We start from the raw sequence: 22,238 nt of genomic DNA on the forward strand, positions 1-22,238 counted from the left end.
GTTGTTAGTTAACAGCTCAGGGCACATGAGAGAAGTCTTGATGCTTGAGAACCCATTCGTCAACGAATTGACAGAGCAGATCGGGATGCGTTGTCGGAATCCAGTGTTCCGATTCCAGTTCAATAAATTCCATCTTCGGCAAAGCGCCCAGCAGTGCTTTTGTTTTTTCGGGATCGGTCATGCTTATTCCACTGGCCTGGATGACAAGGCCCGGGCACCGTATGGCTTCAACCGGCAATAAGCGGGACAACGCGACAAAATTATTGACAAATTGCGCCAGCGGAATGATTTTGAGGTCATGCCAGATTGAACCATGCGTTGATAATGCCTGGTCGCGTTCTTCCGCGCTGGCCTGGTGTACCGGTTGGTCGAGTTGCTTGAGATCGATTGTGTCCAGTTTGCGCCGGTACAGCCCGAAGCGGTTGAACAGGCTGATGATTTTAACAATGACCCTGAGCAAGGGCGTAAACGGTCTCAGCCTTGCGAGTGAGCCGGTTAACGCGCGCGCTGCCATGGGTTCGACAAGAATCAGTCCGGCACACATTTCCGGATAGCGTGCGGCAAAGTGCGCGGCGATATTCGCACCCAGACAATGCCCCAGAATAAAGGCGCGTTCCTGTTTTTCATGACGCAGCATTGCAGCAATATCCTGAGTCCAGTGTTCAATACCGGCAGTAGCGCCGGTAGCAGCGCGCCAGATGGATTCGCCGTTTCCGCGCAAATCCGGGCGCAGCAAAAGCCTGTCAGCCGCCAATCGGGAGTGTTCGGTAAAGTGCCACCAGCGCGTCGAGTTGCTGGCCGCGCCATGCAGCAATACAACGGGTATATTGTGTGTCTGCTGGGCCGGTTGCCAGCAACGGTACATTAACGTGACATCGTCATAACTCTGGAAATATCGTTTTTCATCCATGTCATTTCCTGATGGTGGACTACGTGTTGATTAATTGACAATTCCCGTCGCACAATCAAAATCTTAAACGACTGCTAAGCGATTCTTACATAACATACCAAAGTAATGACCAAAGCACCAATAAAATTGAGCACCAGCCCTTCGCGCGCCATATGGGTGACTGAAATCTTGCCGGTTCCAAATACAATTGCATTCGGCGGCGTGGCCACAGGCAGCATGAAGGCACAGCTTGCACTCATCGCCGCAGGCACCATCAACAGCGCGGGGTCGACATCAACGGCAACGCCGGCCGCTGCCAGTATCGGCATTAACAGGATGGCGGTTGCCGTATTGCTGGTCATTTCGGTCAGAAAAGTCACAGTCAATGTGATGGTGGCGATAATAATCAATGGATGCAGACCGGCCAGTATGGCCAGTTTGTCCGCCACGAAGCGGGACAGTCCCGATTCCATGAATGCCTGCGCAATGGTAATGCCCGCCGCAAACAGAATGAGTATGCCCCAGGGCACCTTGACCGCGGTATCCCAGTCGAGCAGTTTTCCGCCGCGCCCGTTGGAAACCAGAAACAGGCACACCACCGCAGTAAGCGCCACAGTCGCGTCGGTCGCGCCTGGCAGGTCAAGCCATGTGCTCCAACCGCCAAACGGCTCGATGCGCGTCACCCAGGCCAGTACAGTCAGTCCGAAAATAATCAGCACGCGTCTTTCCTCGGGACGCCATGCGCCAACCTGTGGCATCGTCAATTCGCCGACATAATTCAGATTGCGCGTAAGCCACAAAAATGCCAGCGGCAGCATAATCGCCACAACCGGCAGTCCCCAGTTCATCCACTGCACGAAACTCACCGTGTTGCCGGTAAAGTCCTGGTACTCTTTCATAAACACCAGATTGGGCGGCGTGCCGATCGGCGTGCCGATGCCGCCGATGTTGCAACCGTAAGCGATTGCAAGCAACAGCGGAACCGCCAGTTTTTTGTCCGGGCTTTGATCGATGACGGCTATTGCCAGCGGCAGCATCATCAACGCCGTCGCCGAATTGGAAATCCACATGCTCAACAACGCGCACGCGCACATAAACCCGAACACAATGCGCCGGCTGCTGGTGCCGCCAATCAGCCGAACCAGTTCCAGCGCCAGACGGCGATGCGTGCCCGAATGCGCCATCGCCGCCGAAATCATGAACCCGCCCAGCATCAGCAGAATCAGATCATTGCCGTAAGCCTTGGCCACTTCCTCTTTCGGCAGCACACCGACAAGCGGAAAAACAACCAGCGGAATAATTGATGTTGCCGGAATCGGAATCGGCTCAAAAATCCACCACACCACGCACAATATCACCACTGCCGCCGTCCAGCAGGCTTTGGCGTCCCAACCGGAGAGGTGCATGATGAAGGCTGTCAATGATGCAAGTACAAGACCAAAGAATAAAGAATAGTGTCGTTCAGCATGCATGCTAATATTCCAGCTTATACTGAATTCTTGGGGTGTCGAGAATCTTCAATATCTCCATAGCCAAATCCACACAATATCTGCAAAGTGAAATAAGTTACTTAGTTTGAATTTCCACAACATAAGCAGACCGACAATCTGCTTCATTTGATTCGCATTTGCGCATGATTCTAAAATAAGTTGGAAAGATACCGCCGCCTTCGCAGAAACTGTTAATAAAAAATGATTTATCTTTTCTTCCAATTGCTGGATAACATTCTTTCTTCCCCGTGTGAGTTTTCCTTGTTGGACGAAGTGCTTCATATCTCTCTAACGTTTTTCGAATTTTTTCTTGAATATCGTCGTAATTGTTGATATCTTTTTTAAATTCTTCTTTTTTATCTTCGTCCTCAAAAAGTTTATATTTTCCGGAAATAGTAAGATATCTAACGAAAGGAATTCCTTTCTCGTTTATAAGAATTCTAGATTCAAGTGCTCCAGTAAAATGTGTAACTGGAATAAAATCACTACCAATTTTCATAAGGATATCGTGACCTGATTCATCAACTCCATGCAGAGTAGCAAAACCTGTTTTTTCATTAAACTCACATTTTGTAGTTTTATAAAAGGCCTTTTTGCCAATGGCTCTAAAATCAAAAATATCATCACTTTCTGATTTATAATCCATAAATAGATACTCCCCTTCTCCCATAAGCATATATTCACCTTCTAAAAGATTACATCTTTCGAGAGCTATTTCCTTATATCCTAGGCTTGGTGAATTTGTGGGCTGAAACACATTAGATCCCAATACGATAGAAATAAACAAAAGAACGACAACAAAATAAGTATGAATAACTCTCCTAGCTTGATCATTATCACGAGCCTTATTATCGAGCAGCTTGAGAGCATAAATGGCGAAGAGAGATACTGCGCCTACCGCAGCAGCCCCATTACTAAGGTCATTACTAAAGAAAGATTCCATTTTAATTATTTTTCCTTTTTTTTATTGCAATATTCAATATAAACAGCACAAAATAGCACGACAAAATCTTTTTGGCTGTGATAAAAATCATTGTTTCACCAGCAAAGTTGTGCATCAGGAATATTGATGGCGATCAGTGTGCAAAAAGCTTAAATTGGCATTTTAGTATTAACAAAATCGTTGACCGGTTAATTATTGAAAGCTAAGCTTCATGAAAGATAGTTTTCATTTAATCTCACCTCTAGGAGACCCCTAAAAACTAGACGAATTAAGTAAATATATCAGAAGCACATCGAGCAGCACATCGCAACACAGGCAAAATTTTTTCTCACAATCAACAAGAAAAGGAATAATGATGCAAAAACGGTGGATGCAGGATATTTATTACGTTTTGGTGGCAGCGGCATGCCTGGCCCTTCTCTCTCTTCTTGGCAGTTCAGCCGCAATGGCCGGGGATATTCAACCGCACTGCGCGTATTTGCCGATCGATATCGACAAATACGGCAAACAGCCATTCCAGAATCCGCCGGAAGTCCGGGCGGTGAATGGTAAGCTCGATACCACGTTTACCGTTCAATATACCGAAGCCAGAACCACTACGCTAGGTGGGTGTCCGCTAAAGCTGCGCACGTATAACGGTGAATTGACAGGGCCGACGTTGCGGGTCAGTCAGGGCGATGTGATCAACCTGATGCTGAAAAACCGGTTGCCGAAGGAAACGCCAAACGAAATTCAGGCGCAGTTCGAGCAGGAAAACCAGAACGCCTATCTCGATACCACGCCTGCATCGTACAACACCACCAACGTGCATTATCACGGCATGCACGTGTCACCGGTCGGCAACAGCGACAATGTGTTGCTGGCGATTCCGCCGCAGAGCGACTTCGGTTATGAAGTGAAAGTGCCGATGGATCATCCCGTCGGTTCGTACTGGTATCACGCGCATGCGCATGGCTCGACGGCAATTCAGGTGGGCAGCGGCATGGCGGGCGCATTGATTGTCGAGGACGATCCCAAGAAGATTCCCGCATCACTGAAAGCGGCCAACGCCAACGAAAAGATTTTTGTGCTGCAGACCATCCTGTACGACCAGCAGGGCGAACTCAACAACATCACCAGCCTGTTCCCCGGCCCGTCGAATCCGACGCCGGAAAACTGCAACGATCAGGGCGCGATGGATACCTGGCATTGTTCGCGCCGTCATATCACCATCAACGGGCAGATCGTTCCGATCATCACCATGAAGCGCGGCGAAGTGCAGCGCTGGCGGTTGATCGACACCGCATTCCGCGAATCGATATTTTTTGCCGTCGAAGGCCATGACCTGCACGAGATCGCGCTGGACGGCAATTACCTCGGGCGTGTCGATACCTGGAAGGCCGGTACACCGATTGAGCTGCAATCGGGTTACCGCAGTGATGTGCTGATCAAGGCCGGTATGAAATCCGGTAATTACCGCATTATCGATCAGGCTGCTTCGAGCAAGAAATCGCTGCGCCAGATCAATGAGCCGGAAAACCTGCTCGCCATTCTGAGAATTACCGAGGAAACGGACGACATGGCGTTGCCGACCAGCAAGGAAATGGCGGCGCTTGCGCCGTTTGGCGATACCGATTTGCGCAAGAAAGCTGTGGGTGTGCAGGAAGTCGTATTCAAGCTTGGTCAGGACGCGAAAGGCGGGAAGAATTACTTTCAGGTCAATTACCGTGCCTTCAATCCAAATCATGTGCGCCAGCTTGAACTCGGTTCGGTTGACATGTGGTCGTTGACGACTGTCGGCGACCCGGCCGCCATTCCCAACGCCATACCGCCGACGCCGCATGTATTTCACATCCATGTCAACCCGTTCCAGTGGGAGCGAAACGGCCCCGACGGCAAGCCGCAACTGGTCTGGAAAGATACGCTGCTGGTGCAGGGACCAGCGGTAACCAATGTCTATACGCAATACCGCGATTATATCGGGAAGTTTGTCATCCATTGCCATATTCTCGATCATGAAGACCTGGGTATGATGGAAGTTCAGGAAGTCGTGAGCACGCCGGTTGCACAGGCGCATTGATATTTCGGAACCTGTTTGGGATCTTACCGAAGAGCGTATCGCTGCGTTAAAATCAAGCTTAAATGCTCACACATACTTTGTGTATGCACCGTTTTCGCTCAATTTTGCCTGGCGCTGCATCTCTTGATCGAGATCTGGAACAGGTTATTCTTGCTCACAATTAATCAACCGTGGCCGGCGACCGGTTAAGGCTATTCGAGGTGAAGAATGAATAACAGAAGAAAACTGTCGCGGTATCAAAGCGTGCAGCAGATACTGGATCAAGCGCAGGGTCCGTGCATTCCGGATTATCAGGGACTTGGCGCTTTCTGGCGCAATCTGGATATGTTCAAGACGGCGGAATTGTATGGACAGCGTCTGATTGCGCCCGGGCCGGATGAATCCGGTCATCAGCCGGACAATTCCGGCGGCAAAAGCTGTTGCGGTGAAGGCGGCGTGGCCGATTCCCTTGCCGCCGACGAGTCGGCATTGAATCAGGCGCTGATAACTGGCGGCAGCGCAGCAACTGCGGGTGAATGCTGGCCGACCGGCGGCAAAAACCCGGCCAGGCAGACGGCCACCAGCCTTTCTGGTAGTACCGATCAGGCCGCGGTACAGGCGCAGCAGACGCGCAGCGACTGTTCCGCGTTGATCAAAGGGCTGCGCAGGCAGTTTCCTTTTGACGGCAGCCAGTTTCCACCGTTATTATGGCAGGCGGACAATGCGGTCAGTCCGGCCGATATTGACTTCATCGCGGCATGGATCGATGACGGTTGTCCCGAGACGGACGACGTCCAGGCCGGCACCCGAGAAAATGCCGGTACGCAAACGCGTTCCGCAGCCACGCAGTCCGGGGCGTCAGTGCTTGCGCTGGCCAGGGGCGATGCGCTGCATACGGTTTCCACCCGGCATTGCAACGCGATCAGCGATGAAATGCAGGGTTTGAAGGTCAGGAAAGAAGTGAGCACGCTGTCCGCAAAAGAGCTGTCGCTGCTGCGCGAAGCGCTGGCCTGCATGTACACCTACGATCCGCATATCTTCGACGAGCGCAGTTTTAACTACTGGGCGCGCATCCATACCGATTCCTGCCAGCATGGCTGGGAACAGTTTTTGCCCTGGCACCGGCTTTATCTGTATTTCTTCGAACAAACGCTGCAGGATTACGATGCATGTATTACGCTGCCGTACTGGTCGTGGAGCGATTACGCCGACGCCAACCGTACTACGTATAATACAGAGCAACTGGATATAGGCGTGCTGCCCGAAGCGTACGCCTGCTTTCTCGATGCCGCCGGGCTTGCCGTGCTGAAAGACAGCGGGTTGTTCAGTGACAGCGAACTGGAGAATCTCGCCAGACTGCAGAAAAAAGGAACATGCTATAACTCCGGTTTGCGTTTTCTCAAGGCGGCCAAAATTGATTATACCTTGAAGCTCAGCACCGGTAAGGTGGTGTGGTCGGACAAAGTGAACGCCATTTATTCCGAGCTGCGCCGCGCCAATCCGCTCTGGTTTCCCAATCGCTGGCCGGGTTCATTGGGTATTGCCACCCATTATCCCACTGCGGCGGATGTGGCGGGTATTCTGTCGTCGAAAAACTGGAACCAGTTTGGCGGCGGCCCCGTTTACGATCATCATTTCGGCTGGCTCGAGCAAATGCATAACGGCATGCATAACTTCTCGGGCGGCCAAAATCCCGTGTATTTATCCGCCGCCAAAGCGATAGGCGTTGATCAACCCGATCCGCAAAACAGCTTCAATCCGAAGTATGGTTACATGACCGATAATCGTGTCACCGCTTTTGATCCCATCTTCTGGGCGCATCACTCAAATGTCGACCGGTTGTGGGCTGTCTGGCAGGAGATGCACCCCGGTCTTGATCCGGAAGACCTGGATGGCATTTTGCCGCCCTGGTCGATGAATGTGGGCGATACGCTCAGCACGCGCAAACTGGGGTATGAGTATATGCGCGACAGTTACCATTATCCGGTAAACGGACAGCAGGGGCTGTTGCGGTTTAACGCTGAAAAAGCCGGTGTTAAGCCGCAGGTGCTCGATACATTCCGTAAAGCCGAGATACGTCTGCACCGCATGCATGTCGCCAATCTGTTCAACGCCGTGATCCGCGTGTTTCTCAATACACCCGATGCTACAGTCAAAACCCCGGTAGCAGACAATCCGCATTATGTCGGCCAGGTGACGACATTTCACGGCTCATGTTACGGCGGTCCAGGACATTGCGATAAACCGTTGCCCAGGACGCGCAGGTTCGACCGGCGGCCTTTGCAGCATCACGAACCGCGTAACTACCGGATTGATGCAACCGAGGCGGTGCAGCGTATGCTGACCAACGGCGAGAACGATATCAGCGTGCATCTGGTGGTGATGGGGCTCGATGGCCAACCGATTGACGATGCGGTGTTTATCGACGGTGTTTCGCTTAATTTCATCGATTAAACCAGGAGAATAGATACCATGAATCAGTTTAAAATTCATCCGGCTATCGGTTGCGCGCGGATTGGAAACAGCGAATCGTTTTATCTCGCGCCCGAGCAGCCTGGCGCACTGCCGATTGAGTGCGATGACCTGGGCCGTGAAATTGTCGATGAAAATGGACTGCCGGTTCGCGTCAGTCAATTCAAGGAATCCGGTAACCTGGGCCGTATCAAGCGGCAGGCCGCCCGTTTTCGTATTTTTGTGTATGACGCGCATCAAACCGAGAGCACGCGCGAGCTGAAAATCGGCGACACATTCCGGTTTCCGCTTGACACCTCAACAACCGGACCGCAAATGGTGGAAGGGACGGTCGTCGATATCGAATGGACCGTACATCTGGCCAATAAAAAGGCGTCTTGGTATGCATTCAGCGAAAATGACGGCATGCATGGTTATCGTCCCAATCATCCTTTGCGCAATCCGGAGGTGACGCAGCCTGGCCGGCGGCGACAGTTGATTGTCGATCCCGGCCCGCGCACCGTTTCCGGCGATGACGGTAAAGCGTCATTTTCCAAAAATGACGGCAGTGCGTATCCGCAGAGTTTTCCGCCGCCCGATATTCAGCCCTACAGCATTGCCACGCTGGGTGAAATGAGGGTTAATGAAGACAATGATCGTCACCGCCGTCTGATTGTGCTGGGCGGCTACGGCCGCTCCGGTTACAAAGGGGCTGACGGTGGTACGATTCCTGTCATCAGCAACTACGCCAATAATGACGGCTGGTATGATGATGTTTCCGACGGCCCGGTGCGCGCGAAAATCAAGTACAGTTATATTCACCGTTATACCGATGCGCAGGGAAAGCCGCTCAGCAAGAAAAAATTTTCAACGGTTGATGTGGATGCCCCGGCCTGGCTGCTGGTGGGTTATCCATCGTATGCGCCGGAAATCGAAGACATGATTACCCTGGATGAAGCGATTTACGATTTATCGGTGCGCCATTTCGCATACGACTCTGCGGTTTATGGCGTTGCACCCTTCGACCGTCAGCATAATCAGCCGCAGACAGCGGAACAGTGGGCTGTTTGGCGCAGTGCCGCCACCTATAACCCGGATTATTATCCGCATTTTTTCAGGGATATCTGGCCCATCTTCAACCGGCCGGATAATTACACGTTTACCTACGATTTCGATCCCTTTGGCGGCGGCGTGCCGCATAATCGGGGTACCGGCGGCAATCTCGACAAAGCGGCGCTTTCGCAACCGCCTAAAAACGGCATGGACCCCAACCGGCAGCATCGGGCGTTTATCTATGCGATTATGCGCAAACAAGGACAGGAAAATCTGTATACCGTACCCGATGACTTAAGCGAACAGTTTGTGTCGTCGTTTAACAACTCGGCTTCAAAGCCGCGTCTGATGCCGATGCTGAACGGCAACAATCCTATCAGCAATACGGTAACGGATAAATTTTTACGCATGACCGATACGCAACTGTTTTTCCTGAAACAGTGGATGGAAGGCAAATTTATCAACGAATGCGATGAATGGGGTGAAGGCGATGCCGCGTGCGACAACCCCTGGGCCGATCCGCCAAAGACCGGTAGCGCGATTGATCGCGGCGTACTGGGCAATGTATTGGGCGGTGCTTTTTGTCCCGGTGCCGAAGTGGGATGGATTATGCTGAATCCGGCTATTTACAGCAGCGCATACCGTATCCATCAGGCCGCGTACACCGCAGGCGGCCTCAGTATTCCCGCGTCGGTGGCGGCCAGCGACGGCAGCCAGGCCGATGACATCGCCAGGGGGATGGAACCGGGCGATTTGACCAAGTATATGGGGCTGCCGTGGCAGGCGGATTTTCATGAATGTACCGACCAGAACATCAATGTCACCTATGAGATGTGGAATAACATTTATCCCGGCAGCACAGGCGATCCGGTCAAACAGAATGTCGCCTACAACATTCCCTGGTGGCCCGGTCACAGGCCGATGGTGATTCAGACGGCCAGTGGTCAGCAATACTACTGGACGTCCGGCATCCCGGATAACTATGCCGGGGGTGTGCAGATGGTCAGCGACTGGGTCAATCTCGGTTTTATAAAATTTGAACCCAATGACGGTACCCCGGGCTACTATCAGGTGGAGCGCAACGATAAGGCGCTGGGGCCACAATTGCAACCCGGAGAACGGACACTGGGCGGCGAAATTAAAGGAGAGTCAGGCGATGAATGATGCTGCGGGCGGCGTGCCTTCTGTATTGGTCGGGACATGGACTTATCGAAGTTTTTTGAGTAATCTGGATGTTGATGCCGATTTTGATACGCTGGAATTCGGGCGCGGTAATATCCGCGTCGATCCGGGGCCGATGCAGGTATTTTCAGGGCTGATTTACGGGCCCGGCTGGGCGCTTAAGCTGAAAGGGTCGGTCGGTTATGGCAATCCCTTTAACGTTCGTTTTCAGGGCGTCGGTGTTGTCGGGGGCGCGCAGTGGATATACGATTATAAAGGCTACCTGATCCCCGATTGGCCCAACGGCATTGATCAGCGACCCGCGTTGGTCGGTTCGATTGTACGCACCATTGCCCATCCGACAGGACCCAATGGAAAGTCCACTGCACCCGCTGGCGTTGTGGCGCAATGGATAGCCGTTAAGCAGTACAATGAGGCGATTTGATTCTGTTTCGCAACGATACGACGTAGTCATCGTTGGCGCGGGCGCCGCCGGTTGTGCTGCTGCGATTGCGTTGTTACAACAGATGCCTCAACTGACAGTGCTGTTGCTCGAACGCAACGGCGCAGCGTTGCAACAATTCCGTATCGGTGAAACGTTGCCGCCACAGACGGCCGTACTGTTTCAACAACTCGGTTTGCTTGAATCCTTTCAAGCGCGTGGCGATATGCCGGCTTTGGGAACCCGTTCATACTGGGGCGGCGCGCAGGTCAACGAGAATCCGTTTCTGTATTCTTTTTACGGTCACGGCTGGCATATTGACCGGGTTGCATTCGATTGCTGGATGATGCGGCAGGCCGAAGCCGCAGGCGCGACGGTGATCAAAGGTGCGGTTTTGACGGGTGCGCCGGAATATGATGAACGCTGGCGTTTGACGGTTAATCGCAACGATGCCGAATCGATGACAATCGATGCGCCGCTGGTTATCGACGCCAGCGGACGCGGCGCGGCATTTTGCCGCAGTCTTGGCATTCGGGCGAACAAGCTGGATAAACTGATGGGCATTTTTCGTTTTTTTCAGGCCGATAATGGTGCCGGTGACCGCGTTGTTGACAGTTTTACATTGGTTGAAAGCAGCGCGGATGGCTGGTGGTATTCCGCCGATCTGCCGCATGGACGGCGGGTCGCGGCGCTGATGACGGACAGCGATCTTGTGCGGGATCTGAAAGTGCTCGACGAAAAAGGCTGGCATCGCGCCATGGCGCGTGCCCGTCAGACTTGCAAACGCTTTGTCAACACCAGACCGCTAACGCCGCTGCAGGTCAGGCCGTCTCACAGTCAATATCTGAAGCGGTTTAGTGGAACCGGCTGGTACGCGGCGGGCGATGCGGCGACGCTATTTGACCCACTTTCATCGCTGGGCATTTTTAAAGCGATACGGCACGGCGTGCTGGCGTCCTATGCCGTCAGAGACGATTTGCAAGGCAAGCCGGGAGCTGGACAAAAGTACCATCATGTACTCCAGTCCGAATTTGAACATTACCTGCGAACACGCCGGAACTATTATGCGATGGAAGGCCGCTTTGCCGGCGCGCCGTTCTGGCAACGGCGGCAAGAGGGAAGGTTGACGGAAATAACGGCGTAAGCGGTTTTTGTCTACTGTATTTGTTCGCTGTACCAGGGCGCTACCTCACGTGCGCTGATCATTCTGTCTTTACTGTTTTTTTAGCCTATGAATAGCCATATAGAAAATCAGTTGAATATCATGACACAAAAAAATTTCCTGAAAACCCAAACTGATTCAACTTCAATGTGATTTTAAACACACAAAAGTATAATATTCGCACGTAAACTGGTTGAGTAAAATTATGTGAATTGTAAGTTGTGGTATGGCCTGATCTTAATCATGTTGTGCTGACACTGTTTTCAAGGCTTAAATACGGATGAAACGATGCGAACTGAAAATTCAGGAAACAATAAAGTGATCAGCTTTTCTACGATTCCCGATACCGCAGCGCCGTTTTTGGTATTTGAAAATATTTCGAATCCCTATCGGCCGGACTTTTTTTCAGATATAGATTTAAAGGGTTTTAAAATTGACGGCCAGTTTAAACTGGCTTTCAATGAAAAAGTTTTGCCGGGAGACGGTGCTGTTGTGATCAGTAACGGTACGGAAACGCGCATTGTGCAAATCGATGACGCCAGTCAAGTCACTTTCGATGAATCGGGCGGCGTTACAATCGATTTAAAAAATGACCTGATTGCCGGAACAACATACCAGGTACGAATGGCAAAGGGTGTGATTGTCGATACAGCGGGTAATGATTTTGTCGGATTGGATGTGACCAGCAAAATGGTAAAAACTTCCGAGCCGGTATTGACGTTCAGCAATGTGAGCCGAGAGACTGCAGGCTATGATTCTGAAGGTTCTTTTTTTCAGTTTATCGCCGATGACTTAGTCATTAAAGCCGACGACAAGATTGTTTTGGGCTTTGACGAAAAAGTCATTGCGGGCAGTGGCGATATTATTTTCAGTAATGGTGTTGATACCGTTACCATTCCCATCACCGATACACGCCAGGTTATCTTTGAAGAAAGCGGCAGCGATGAATATGCCCGCGTTGTCATCGACCCAATCGATGACTTGACGCCCGGCACAACCTACCACGTCTGGATGGATAAAGGCGTTATTAAGGACACAGCGGGAAATCCGTTCGCCGGAGGCAGTGTCAACCTGAAAATAATTGATTCCGCACCCTTATTAATCGATAGTAATCCATCTAATCGCAGTGTATTCAAAATTGACGGTAGTGCCGACGGAAAAATCAAATTAACGTTTGATGAACCGGTTATGGCGGGTCATGGCGATCTTGTTCTCAGCAACGGTAAAGACGAACGCTTTATTGCAATAGATGACACCAGTCAGGTGACTTTTGATCGCTCGGGAGAAGTAACCATCGATTTAACCGAGGATTTAATCGCCGACACTACGTACACTGCACAAATGGCAAGTGGTGTCATAACTGATACGGCAGGCAATCCGTATGCTGGTTTCAATAATGCGACATTTAAAACCGTGATGTCTAACCCATTGATGACAGGGAAACTCGCTTTACCCGGTACTTTTGATGGCGTGTTGCTTTTTGATGAACCTGTCAAAGCGAATAGTGGCGATGTGATTATCACGGGTGAACGGGTAGTCAATAGTCTTTCGCTATTTCTAAGTCATGAAATTCGTACCGAAATTGTCAGCATTCCCATAAACGATTCCAGTCAGATTGGCTTTAATCTTTATCCTTATACAACAGACAGTGTAACGATTACACCGCACCTTGCTCCGCGCTTCAGTTTTAACCATTTTTCGATTGTCAAGATAGAAAACGGCGCGATAACGGATTTCGACGGTAATCCATTTAGAGGGTTTAATCAAACTGGCAGTGCCGAAAATTCAACCGGGCCGATATTGTTAGCCAGTATTCCGGCCAGTGGTTCGGTTATCAAAACCGATGATGATATTCGGTTAATCTTCAATGAAAAGGTTGTGCCTGGACACGGCGATATTATCTTCAGTAATGGTACGGATACCCGAACTGTTCCGATTAATGATGCCAGCCAGGTGATTTTCGACGCGCTTGGCAATGTTTTCGTCAATCCACACGACGATTTGTTGGTTGATACCACTTATACCGTAAGTTTGACTAATGGTGCAATTCTCGATATGGCGGGAAATAGTTTTGCCGGTTTTAGTAACGGCCAAATAAAAGTAGTGGATTCAGCCCCGTTATTACTGGGTAGTAACGCATTGAATTATGGAATTTTTGGAACCGACAATATCCCCAGTTTAAATCGGTTCAGTTTTATTTCGGATGATGGTAGATTTTTTCGAGCCGACGAAACAATCAGTTTTTATTTTGATGAAAAAGTTAAGGCTGGAAAAGGCGATCTTATTCTCAGCAGTGGCACTGATACGCGCATTGTTGCAATTGACGACACCAGTCAGGTATTTTTTGATGAATTTGGCGGTGTTTCCATTGATCTGACTGAGGCTCTGATTCCTGATACGACATACAATGTTTTAATACCAAATGGCGTTATTACCGATATATCCGGAAATACTTACGCCGGATTATCGTATGCAGCCATTAAAACCATCAAGCCCGTCGATGCGACCAAACTCAATCCTTTACTCTATTCCGTTAAGGTCGGCGATGCAATTGAATTGGATTTCATGGAAAAAGTAGTGCCGGGCAGCGGCGATATTTTTATCAGCAGCGGAACAGACACGCGCATCATTGCAATTAATGATACCAGTCAGGTTACTTTTGATGACTCTGGTATAGTCATCATTGATCCTGCGCAGGATTTGCTTAAGAACACCAATTATGAAATGCATATCGAACATGGCGCTATCGTCGATACCGATGGCAATCCCTTTGAAGCGCCTTCATACTTGTCGTCGGCTAATGCTGAAGTGATACCCATATTTGATCTGACTGATTATGAATCCAATGCGGACAACCTAAACCTGGATGGGGTGATTTATACCAGTACTGGTGTATTGCTGTATTGATTTGTTAATCGGATTTTGAGGTGTATTGTCCGGTGAATTGCACCTGAACAATGCGTGCAAAACCATCGAATAACTTCGTATGTATGAAGCATTCTTAGTAAGGCACTTTCTGATCACTATGCCAGGGTGCTACGTCACGTGCGCTGATCATTCTGTGTTTGCTGACGGTGTAACCGTCAAAATCTGCCTGCTCGAGTGCGCTGATGAGGTGCGTACCGGTAGCGACATGCACGTTAACCTGTCCCTGTCCCACTGAAACAATATGATTGCCGTCTTTTTGCATGCGTACGCTAAAGCGTGTGCCGAGATTCTCGATCAGGGTTTCGCCGACTTTAATGCGAAAGTCTTCCTTCTGCTTTTTCTTGATATCAAAATAAGCATTCCCCCGAAACAGCTCAATGCGTAGTGGTTCGTAATCGGTGACGGCGCACAAACTGCTGTGGTCCAGAGATATTTCAATTTCCGGTGTTACGGATACAGTGAGATACTCGTGTGCATTTGTTTCATGGAACCGGATGCTTTGCGGCCTGGACAGATACCAGGCAAATATACCGAGCACCACACAAATACAGAGCAATGCAAAATGAAACAGCATCTGCCGCCAGGTGAGTTTGACGGGTTTTGAGGTTGAGTCGGAATCTTTGGGTGCGGACATGGATTTGTGTATGTACTGAATGCTATCGTTAAACAATCCGCCATTATAACGGGCGTATGCCGCCAGTACCAGTTGTGCAGACTTGCTTTTTTCGTCCAGGCGCCGGAATTCATCGTGAAATGAATATTTTCATCCTGCATTGCCGCGACCTGGCTGAAAGCAGATATAAAATTATAGGGCATCTCTAAAAATCCATACTTCGTTGTTTACAAAAAATGTTTCCTTACATATCAATCATATGCTGCGTCAACATTTTTTGTTCTCGCCTCGTCTTGTTTAAAACTCTGAATTTTTAGAGGTGCCCTATAGATATTTTGCAAAAAATTCAGCTATAACCTTCTTGACAAACAAGGCGCAGAAATTAAACTTGGAGACTAATACATTACTTCAATTTAACGAAAATAATCACCATATGCATGTCAATATCGCCATGAAAAAAATAATAATACTCTTCGTCTGTCTATTTTTCAGTGCTTGTGCAGGAATTCAGCGCGATCCGGGAGGCTTGTCGGAAATTGCAGCGCAGCCGGAAAAAGACCGCAATACATTTGCTGAACATGAATCAGTAGCCGAAAACAATCCGTCAGACCCACAGAAACAGGATAGTACACTTCCGCCGATTATTGAAAATAATAACAAAGACGTTGCGCTGTTGAATGTTGAGGAAAGTGAAAAAAATGTCGTCAAGGAACCGCTCTGGCCTACCGAAACCGGGTACGCAACATATTATGCTCCCGGTATGGAAGGAAACTTGACGGCAAGTGGCGAACCGTACGATTCAGAACAGCTTACCGCCGCGCATCGAACCATTCCAATCGGCAGTGTAGTCCGTGTGACAAACCCGGAAACACAACGGCATGTGACTGTTCGAATCAATGATCGCTGGGGTGGCGGTGGAGACCGGATAGTCAATTTGTCCAGACAAGCCGCGGTTGAACTGGGTTTCGGAACGGCCGGAATGATATTTGTGCACTTGGATGTCGAGTCGATTCCAGCCGGCAGGAGCATGTACGCCGGACCGCAGCCAGTGCCGTTACCTTCAAAAATCCAGGCTGATCAAGCAGTAAACCATTCAAAGTTGAGTATCTGCCAGAATGAAGCAGATATATTGGGTCTGAGTGGGGATTTTTTTCGCAATCATGTGCTCGGCTGCCTGGAGCGCGGTCAGTAAGCCCGCCATACCCGACATCTTCTATCGTTTAATACTACCGAAATTTTCAGAATCCTGCTGTTTCTGAAAATTTCCGGAGCAGAAATAGTCTAATCGCCAGAGCCTCTCTGATACCAGAGGATGACATCACGTATTTACACATGCCCATCCCAGGCTTTGAATAAAATTCTGTTGGCCATGTGGCCGAAACCGGGGAAAACCACGCCTGATGGCAGGAATACAGAATTACCTGCAATTTCAAATGTGAGAACAACCCCTGGAACGGGATGCGGCAATATGCCACATTGTTTTAATCCGTGATGGGGCAGATAATACCGTTACTGATTTTGTTTTTCCCGGCTTTGCAATCCGGGTGTTCATGCAGTCACTGAGTCTTCCCCCGAGCCATCGAATTCGTCGAATTGATGCGAATTACTCCCTCCACAAATCTTCTTTCCGATGGCTCTTCTCCGGCTTTGATGTCCTGTCAAAGCCGGATTTCATCGTCTGGCATGATCTGAGGAGATATTTTTTGTGAGCAACACAGTATTGTGACGAAACGGGCTAAGCAGGCAGTCCGCGATGCGGGTGCCCGCAAATATGATTTATAGAGATGTCCTTTAATTGAGGTGTTATGCAAATCCGGCTGAGAGCGCCCCGCATATTACAACTGCGGCGCGCTTTCCGGCCTGGCGCGAGTCAGGCAATTTATGAATGTGCTGAATGTATTGAGGGGTATGAAGGTGAAAGGCGTATTTTGTCTTCGGCAGATGATCTGAAATTGCGGCTTGCGCGTTTTATTTCGAGACGGTGTTTGAACGCGATTACAGTCAACCCGATCATCAGCAGTGCAAAAGCAGAAAGCTCTGGTACGGCAGGCAAAACATCCCAACCGATAACGTCAAATGCCAACAGATCTTCTGGCGTTACGAGGCCAAGTTCATTTCGAAAAAAAGTGGGATCCATGATGCCGAGACCAAGATTGTCAAGCCAGTGGCTTGCCTGATATCTGTCGCCAAAATTCTTTCCCGTCGAAAAAAAGGCCAGATTTGTTGCACCGCCATCGATTGAAAAAAACTTGCCCCGATTGTCTGCCGACATATCTGTTACGCCGGAAATAGCGCTTAAATCAGAATAACGAAACAGATCCAGTGTGCTGGACAAGTAATCGTTATCGGTAGCACTGCCGAGACGGCCCGAGTCCAATCGGTCAACACCGCTGATAAAACCCAGTGAATGACCAATTTCATGTATTGCAATGCCAACAAAATCGAAGGCGCCGCTATTTATACCATCGCCATTATCAAAATCCCACACATGATCGGTATTGAAGTTAATCGTACCGTCGATGACGAATGGGTTTTGATATAAACCTATAGCGCGTGCATTGGCTAATGTCATATAAACATTGGCGTTATTTGTGCCGTCATCGTTATCCAGATAGGGTGACGCACTAAAAGCACCGTTGGGATTATCTGAAGTGCGATTAATGAAGGTATCAAAAGCCGGGCCTGCCGCCAGGTTTTGTGTCGCCGTAAGATCAGAACGCGTTTTTGCATCGGCTATCAGCGCACTGCGTACCGCAGAATAGTTGATTGTTATAAATGAGTTGGAAGCTTGTCCAAGCACGTTCGACGGCAGTGAATCAAAGCCCACGTTAAGATTGACAGTTACATTGTCAGTGAATAAAGACTCCCAAAATGTTGCGGCTTTTTGAATGCCTGCTTCGGCGGGAGTATTTTTTACACCGCCGATATCATTCAGGTTTATTGTCAATGCATGCACTGACCCGAGGTTGAGGGTTAGCAATAATCCGAGCAGGCCTGATAGTATTTCTTTTCGCATAGACTTATTTCCTTCATCCAGGTTAGCATTCATACGCCCTGTTGTATTTTGCCGAAAATAAAACAATACATGTTTAAACGTCTTTCAACCGAAATAATCAGGATTAAAGCAATCGGATATAATCCTGTTGGCTCAAATAGCCGGGTTGAGTTCTTGTTAAAAAGAAAATTTGTAGAATTTATACTTGAATTCAGGGGGCTGATGGTAAAGAACAGAAGCAACCAGAAGCCGCCAGTCATCAGAGGTGCTCGAATCTTATCAGGTATTAATGACTGAAAGAAGGATTTTTGTTAATTCTGCCTGGCATATTGTGTACACAGTTTAACAGCCCGTTGAAAGCGTACTGATTGCATCGCTGCTGCGGCAGCAAGAACAGGCTAAAATGCTATTTACTATCCATAAACACCGTTATTTTAACCTGTTTTTGCTTTGTGTCGACTTCTGGCTGTGTTTGAATCAATTTTCAAGTTTGCTAATGGCATGAACCCGGCAGTAATGAAGCATTGGCTGGTTATTAATCAAGGAAAAGCGGGTACTCTGGGTTCGGTTTGTTCGACTTCGACACGTGGTATATGCAGCTTGATCAGTGTTTCGATTTCATTGACGCGTTCGGACGAGACATCGGCCAATACCAGAAATTCACCCGCTTCAATCGCATTTTCAAATGCCTTGATGCGTCGATTGCCGATGCTCATGCCCACCATACCACTGAGCCATGCGCCCACGCCGGCGCCTGCGAGTCCGGTTGCCAGTAAAACGCCGCCTGCAATAACAGTCGACGCAGGCGGCAGGGCTACAGCAACCAGTCCAGCAAGCAGGCCGGTCGCACCGCCTAGCGCGAGCCCCTGTTCTACTGCAGGAACAAAATCGCTTTTTTGTAAAAGACTGGCTTCCGGCAGATTTTCAAGCGGCGTCCCGCGTTTTGCAATGACATGAATATGTTTTTCTTCAATACGCGCCAGCAGCAGTTCGTCGACGATTTTTTTTGTCACGTTGATATCAGGCACTAGAAAATAGATTCTTCGCATGATTTACTCCTGTTTAATGTCGCGGTGCTGAAATCAAGCCTTAAAACCAATTCAAATCAAGCACGCACGCAGTTTATCGGGTTTCTATTGCAGCATGATGTAAATATCAACACTACAAAATCACCTTATCAAAACAGGTTGGATTTTTAAATACGTGTGAATACGTATAGGGGTACGCCGATCCATTGCATATAGATATTTATTGCCGGATTTAATGGTGTATGCATGTAGGAAAACCGGTGAATGGGGGCGTGTCGAGAAGCGGTGGTGTTGAATAGTGCCCGTGGAATATACAATATTCCTGAATGTGTCAGGCTATAAATTGCGCCATCGCGCAATTTTTTTCAGGCCAAGTTGTTTTTTACTGTTTAAACCCGGTTTTGATATTATTGGCTTTGTTGGGATGTGAGTTGAATACTTTATAGAACTGTGGCTCGTTAGCCTTGACCAGCAATTTGTACAGGTCCTGGCTGTTGAGGCCGCGCTCAAGCTGTAATAATAAAGCGGCAAGGCCGGTGACGTGGGCGGTGGCCATTGAATTGCCGGAGATGAAGTCGTAGGCGCCGTTGGGGAGTGTAGTGAGGATTTGTTCTCCAGGTGCGGGGACAATCTGTGCTTGTGTTTTATACGATGTTTGCAACATGTGATTGTGGCTTTGCACGCCGATCACGCCCGGCTGTTGCGCCGGAAAACCGGATTTGTCATCTTGCCGGTCGGTTTGAGAGGCGATGACAATAATGCCTTGCCGAACAGCGGCATCGATCAGTCTGGCCAAAAGGGGATCGTAAGGCCCGGTCAGACTTAAATTAATGACGTCTACCTTCATGTTGATGGCGGTGTTCAACGCCAGGGCCAGGGTAAAGCTGTTGCAAACCGCATCCAGGTTTCCTTCAGAAATTCCCCAGCAGGCTTTCATGGCAACAATGCGGCTATCGGGCGCCAGACCGACTATGCCCTGTCCATTGTTTGCCTTGGCGGCAATAATGCCGGCAATTGCTGTGCCATGCCCGTCACTGGGAAAAGCGGTGGCCTGATCTGCAACAAAATCCTTAATGACATTAATCTGACCGTCCAGATCGGGGTGTTTTGCATCCACGCCCGTGTCTATAATTGCAATGGTTATATTTTTGCCCGTTACCTGACTGTGGATCTTTTCCAGATTGAACGGATGAATACTCGATTGCAACCGGTAATAGGGGTCGCTGTATTCCCTGGCCAGAACCTTAAACGTCGCCATCGATTGAACATTATCGATACGGTTGTCATTCGATAATGTCGCAATGATTTCAGCAACTGACTGGTTTTCATTGATCAGATAAACAACGCAGTGCTCGCCTATTTCGCTGATCGACCATTGTGCAAGAATGGTTAACTTGTAATCCGCTTCTATACTGCTGGCAATCCGCTGGCTCCATGTCGAGCTGCCATATTCACCTCTTTTACGATACGCCTGATTGATCTGGCCGACAGGAATCCGATCGATATGCTTATCGGAATAGGTGACCAGAACAATGCGTTCAGCACGATTCGTATCAAATAGCAATGGATCGATAACCAAATCCTGCCCGGCGCTGACCGGCAACGCAGAAATACCCAGAACCGCAAACAGGAAGGCAATAAACACCAGCAATTTCTTTAGAAATAATATCAACATAGCAGGCTCATTCGGATGAAAGTGGGGCAAGCGCCAGTTCGGCAAAAAACACATGTGCGTTGTTACGTAACTCGCTTATGGCATCAGTTGCTTCCATAGAATATTTTTGTTCGCCATCGATAAGAATTTCATAAATACCGTTTTGGTATGGCCCATTGACAATATGGCCGTGTACACTGCCGACAATCGCGTCGATTTGCGCCATGTCTGTCTTGTCAGTAAAAATGACGCGTATCAAATTGGATTTCCTGCTTTCATCAAGCGATTCGGACGGCTTGGCCAAAGTCCGGTACTCATTTTCCGGCAGACTCATTTCAAGCGTCGTATTGAATATAAACGCCGTTGTCATCAGCACTATTGCGAAAGTCAGCGCGAGATGTTTTCTAAAGTCATTGAATTGAAAGAAAAATCTTTGAAAATTCTCGAGTCTTTTACCAAAGGATGCAGATTGGGGAGCGAGCTGTGTGTCAATACGCATTTTGAGCCGATTAAACGACGCGTTGGACATTTGCTGCAAAAGCTCTGCCTGCTGGATATTCTCATAGACCTGCCGCTGCTGCTTTAATTCAATGCGGCATGTAAGACATGTCTTGATATGACCTTCTACCCGCGCCAGTTCCTCAGCACTCAGCGTCCGGTTGATAAACCAGGGCAAAAGACCCCATACCTCACGATGTTCGCGATTACTGCCGGTTTTGCTATTCACTGACATCTCTGTTCGCTCCTGCCATTAATCTTGCTGAAGTGATTTTGCCAGAATTTTTCGCGCATGAAACATTCTGGTTTTCACGGTGTTTTCCGGGCATTGCATAATCTCAGCGATCTCATTGTAATGCAGGCCTTGAAAATAAGTCATTTCAACAACCGCCCGCTGTTCAGTCGACAACTGTTTGAATGCAACTTCCAGCCAGTTACTGGTCTCCACCTGAGAAATCCAATCCGTACCTTTATCAGGAAAATAATCCAGCTCATCATTAAACTCAACAGAACGGTCCTCATCAGCAATCGATTTCTCAATACTCTTCAATGCCTTGAAATACGCAATGCCCAGTATCCAGGTTGATGGACGGCATATCTGATTATACGTTGAAGCCTTATCCCAAACGACATACATCACATCATTAATCACTTCTTCAATGCCGTTCTGCGTTCGCGTAATGCGAAAAACAAATTGAAACAACCGGTTAAAATAAAGCTGATAAAGCTGCTCAAATGCCTTCTCGTTCCCTGCCGCTGTTTCAGCAATCAACTGCTGCTCTCTCGCCTGCATTTTCGGTGAGGCATAAATACTCTCTTTATTATTTCTGGGTGATATGGCCATGATCCATTAATTCAATGAGACATCGTTACTTAGTTCCACTTACCCGTTA

16 protein-coding genes are annotated in these 22,238 nt (G+C 48.9%); 7 read left to right on the forward strand and 9 right to left on the reverse strand.

The annotated features are described in order from the left end of the window. Window positions 1-16: 16 nt before the first annotated feature. The 3 genes from MRK00_09995 to MRK00_10005 all read right to left on the reverse strand — a co-directional run bounded on the left by MRK00_09995 (window position 17) and on the right by MRK00_10005 (window position 3,322). Window positions 17-910 carry an alpha/beta hydrolase gene (locus tag MRK00_09995; protein MDR4517699.1) on the reverse strand — a complete coding sequence of 298 codons (894 nt, stop codon included), beginning with the start codon at window positions 908-910 and terminating at the stop codon, window positions 17-19. A gap of 74 nt (window positions 911-984) precedes the next feature. Then, window positions 985-2,361: an SLC13 family permease gene (locus MRK00_10000; protein MDR4517700.1), complete on the reverse strand. Its 1,377-nt coding sequence runs from the start codon at window positions 2,359-2,361 to the stop codon at window positions 985-987. 94 nt (window positions 2,362-2,455) lie between these two features. After that, window positions 2,456-3,322 (reverse strand): hypothetical protein, encoded by an 867-nt coding sequence (locus tag MRK00_10005; GenBank protein MDR4517701.1) that lies wholly within the window; start codon window positions 3,320-3,322, stop codon window positions 2,456-2,458. A gap of 355 nt (window positions 3,323-3,677) precedes the next feature. Between MRK00_10005 and MRK00_10010 the strand changes: the two genes are divergently transcribed. The 6 genes from MRK00_10010 to MRK00_10035 all read left to right on the forward strand — a co-directional run bounded on the left by MRK00_10010 (window position 3,678) and on the right by MRK00_10035 (window position 14,536). Then, window positions 3,678-5,381 (forward strand): multicopper oxidase domain-containing protein, encoded by a 1,704-nt coding sequence (locus MRK00_10010; GenBank protein MDR4517702.1) that lies wholly within the window; start codon window positions 3,678-3,680, stop codon window positions 5,379-5,381. A gap of 207 nt (window positions 5,382-5,588) precedes the next feature. Next, a complete protein-coding gene (locus tag MRK00_10015) occupies window positions 5,589-7,814 on the forward strand; it encodes a tyrosinase family protein (GenBank protein ID MDR4517703.1) in 2,226 nt (741 codons plus the stop codon). A gap of 18 nt (window positions 7,815-7,832) precedes the next feature. Beyond that, window positions 7,833-10,028 carry a LodA/GoxA family CTQ-dependent oxidase gene (locus tag MRK00_10020; protein ID MDR4517704.1) on the forward strand — a complete coding sequence of 732 codons (2,196 nt, stop codon included), beginning with the start codon at window positions 7,833-7,835 and terminating at the stop codon, window positions 10,026-10,028. Then, window positions 10,021-10,470, forward strand: a complete 450-nt coding sequence (locus tag MRK00_10025; GenBank protein MDR4517705.1) for a hypothetical protein — start codon at window positions 10,021-10,023, stop codon at window positions 10,468-10,470. The genes MRK00_10020 and MRK00_10025 overlap by 8 nt, the downstream gene beginning before the upstream one ends. Beyond that, window positions 10,457-11,611, forward strand: a complete 1,155-nt coding sequence (locus tag MRK00_10030) for a tryptophan 7-halogenase (GenBank protein ID MDR4517706.1) — start codon at window positions 10,457-10,459, stop codon at window positions 11,609-11,611. Before MRK00_10025 ends, MRK00_10030 begins: the two co-directional genes overlap by 14 nt. Before the next feature lie 306 nt (window positions 11,612-11,917). Then, window positions 11,918-14,536 carry an Ig-like domain-containing protein gene (locus MRK00_10035; GenBank protein MDR4517707.1) on the forward strand — a complete coding sequence of 873 codons (2,619 nt, stop codon included), beginning with the start codon at window positions 11,918-11,920 and terminating at the stop codon, window positions 14,534-14,536. 94 nt (window positions 14,537-14,630) lie between these two features. On the opposite strand, the gene MRK00_10040 is transcribed toward MRK00_10035, so the two are convergent. Further along, window positions 14,631-15,191: a FecR family protein gene (locus MRK00_10040; GenBank protein MDR4517708.1), complete on the reverse strand. Its 561-nt coding sequence runs from the start codon at window positions 15,189-15,191 to the stop codon at window positions 14,631-14,633. Window positions 15,192-15,621: 430 nt separating this feature from the next. Here MRK00_10040 and MRK00_10045 point away from each other — a divergent pair, with 430 nt between their 5' ends. Further along, the gene (locus tag MRK00_10045) at window positions 15,622-16,362 is read left to right on the forward strand and encodes a septal ring lytic transglycosylase RlpA family protein (GenBank protein ID MDR4517709.1); all 741 of its coding nucleotides are present in this window, start codon (window positions 15,622-15,624) and stop codon (window positions 16,360-16,362) included. Between the two features lie 687 nt (window positions 16,363-17,049). Here MRK00_10045 and MRK00_10050 read toward each other — a convergent pair. The 5 genes from MRK00_10050 to MRK00_10070 form a co-directional block, all read right to left on the reverse strand. After that, entirely contained in the window at window positions 17,050-18,186 is a 1,137-nt protein-coding gene (locus MRK00_10050; GenBank protein ID MDR4517710.1) for a M10 family metallopeptidase domain-containing protein, read from the reverse strand. Between the two features lie 518 nt (window positions 18,187-18,704). Next, entirely contained in the window at window positions 18,705-19,214 is a 510-nt protein-coding gene (locus MRK00_10055; GenBank protein MDR4517711.1) for a DUF1269 domain-containing protein, read from the reverse strand. A gap of 361 nt (window positions 19,215-19,575) precedes the next feature. After that, entirely contained in the window at window positions 19,576-20,868 is a 1,293-nt protein-coding gene (locus MRK00_10060; protein ID MDR4517712.1) for a S8 family serine peptidase, read from the reverse strand. A 7-nt stretch (window positions 20,869-20,875) separates the two neighbouring features. Continuing rightward, window positions 20,876-21,580: a zf-HC2 domain-containing protein gene (locus MRK00_10065; protein MDR4517713.1), complete on the reverse strand. Its 705-nt coding sequence runs from the start codon at window positions 21,578-21,580 to the stop codon at window positions 20,876-20,878. A gap of 18 nt (window positions 21,581-21,598) precedes the next feature. After that, a complete protein-coding gene (locus MRK00_10070; protein MDR4517714.1) occupies window positions 21,599-22,189 on the reverse strand; it encodes a sigma-70 family RNA polymerase sigma factor in 591 nt (196 codons plus the stop codon). Window positions 22,190-22,238 lie beyond the last annotated feature (49 nt).

Source organism: Nitrosomonas sp. (genome assembly GCA_031316255.1).
Classification (GTDB): domain Bacteria; phylum Pseudomonadota; class Gammaproteobacteria; order Burkholderiales; family Nitrosomonadaceae; genus Nitrosomonas.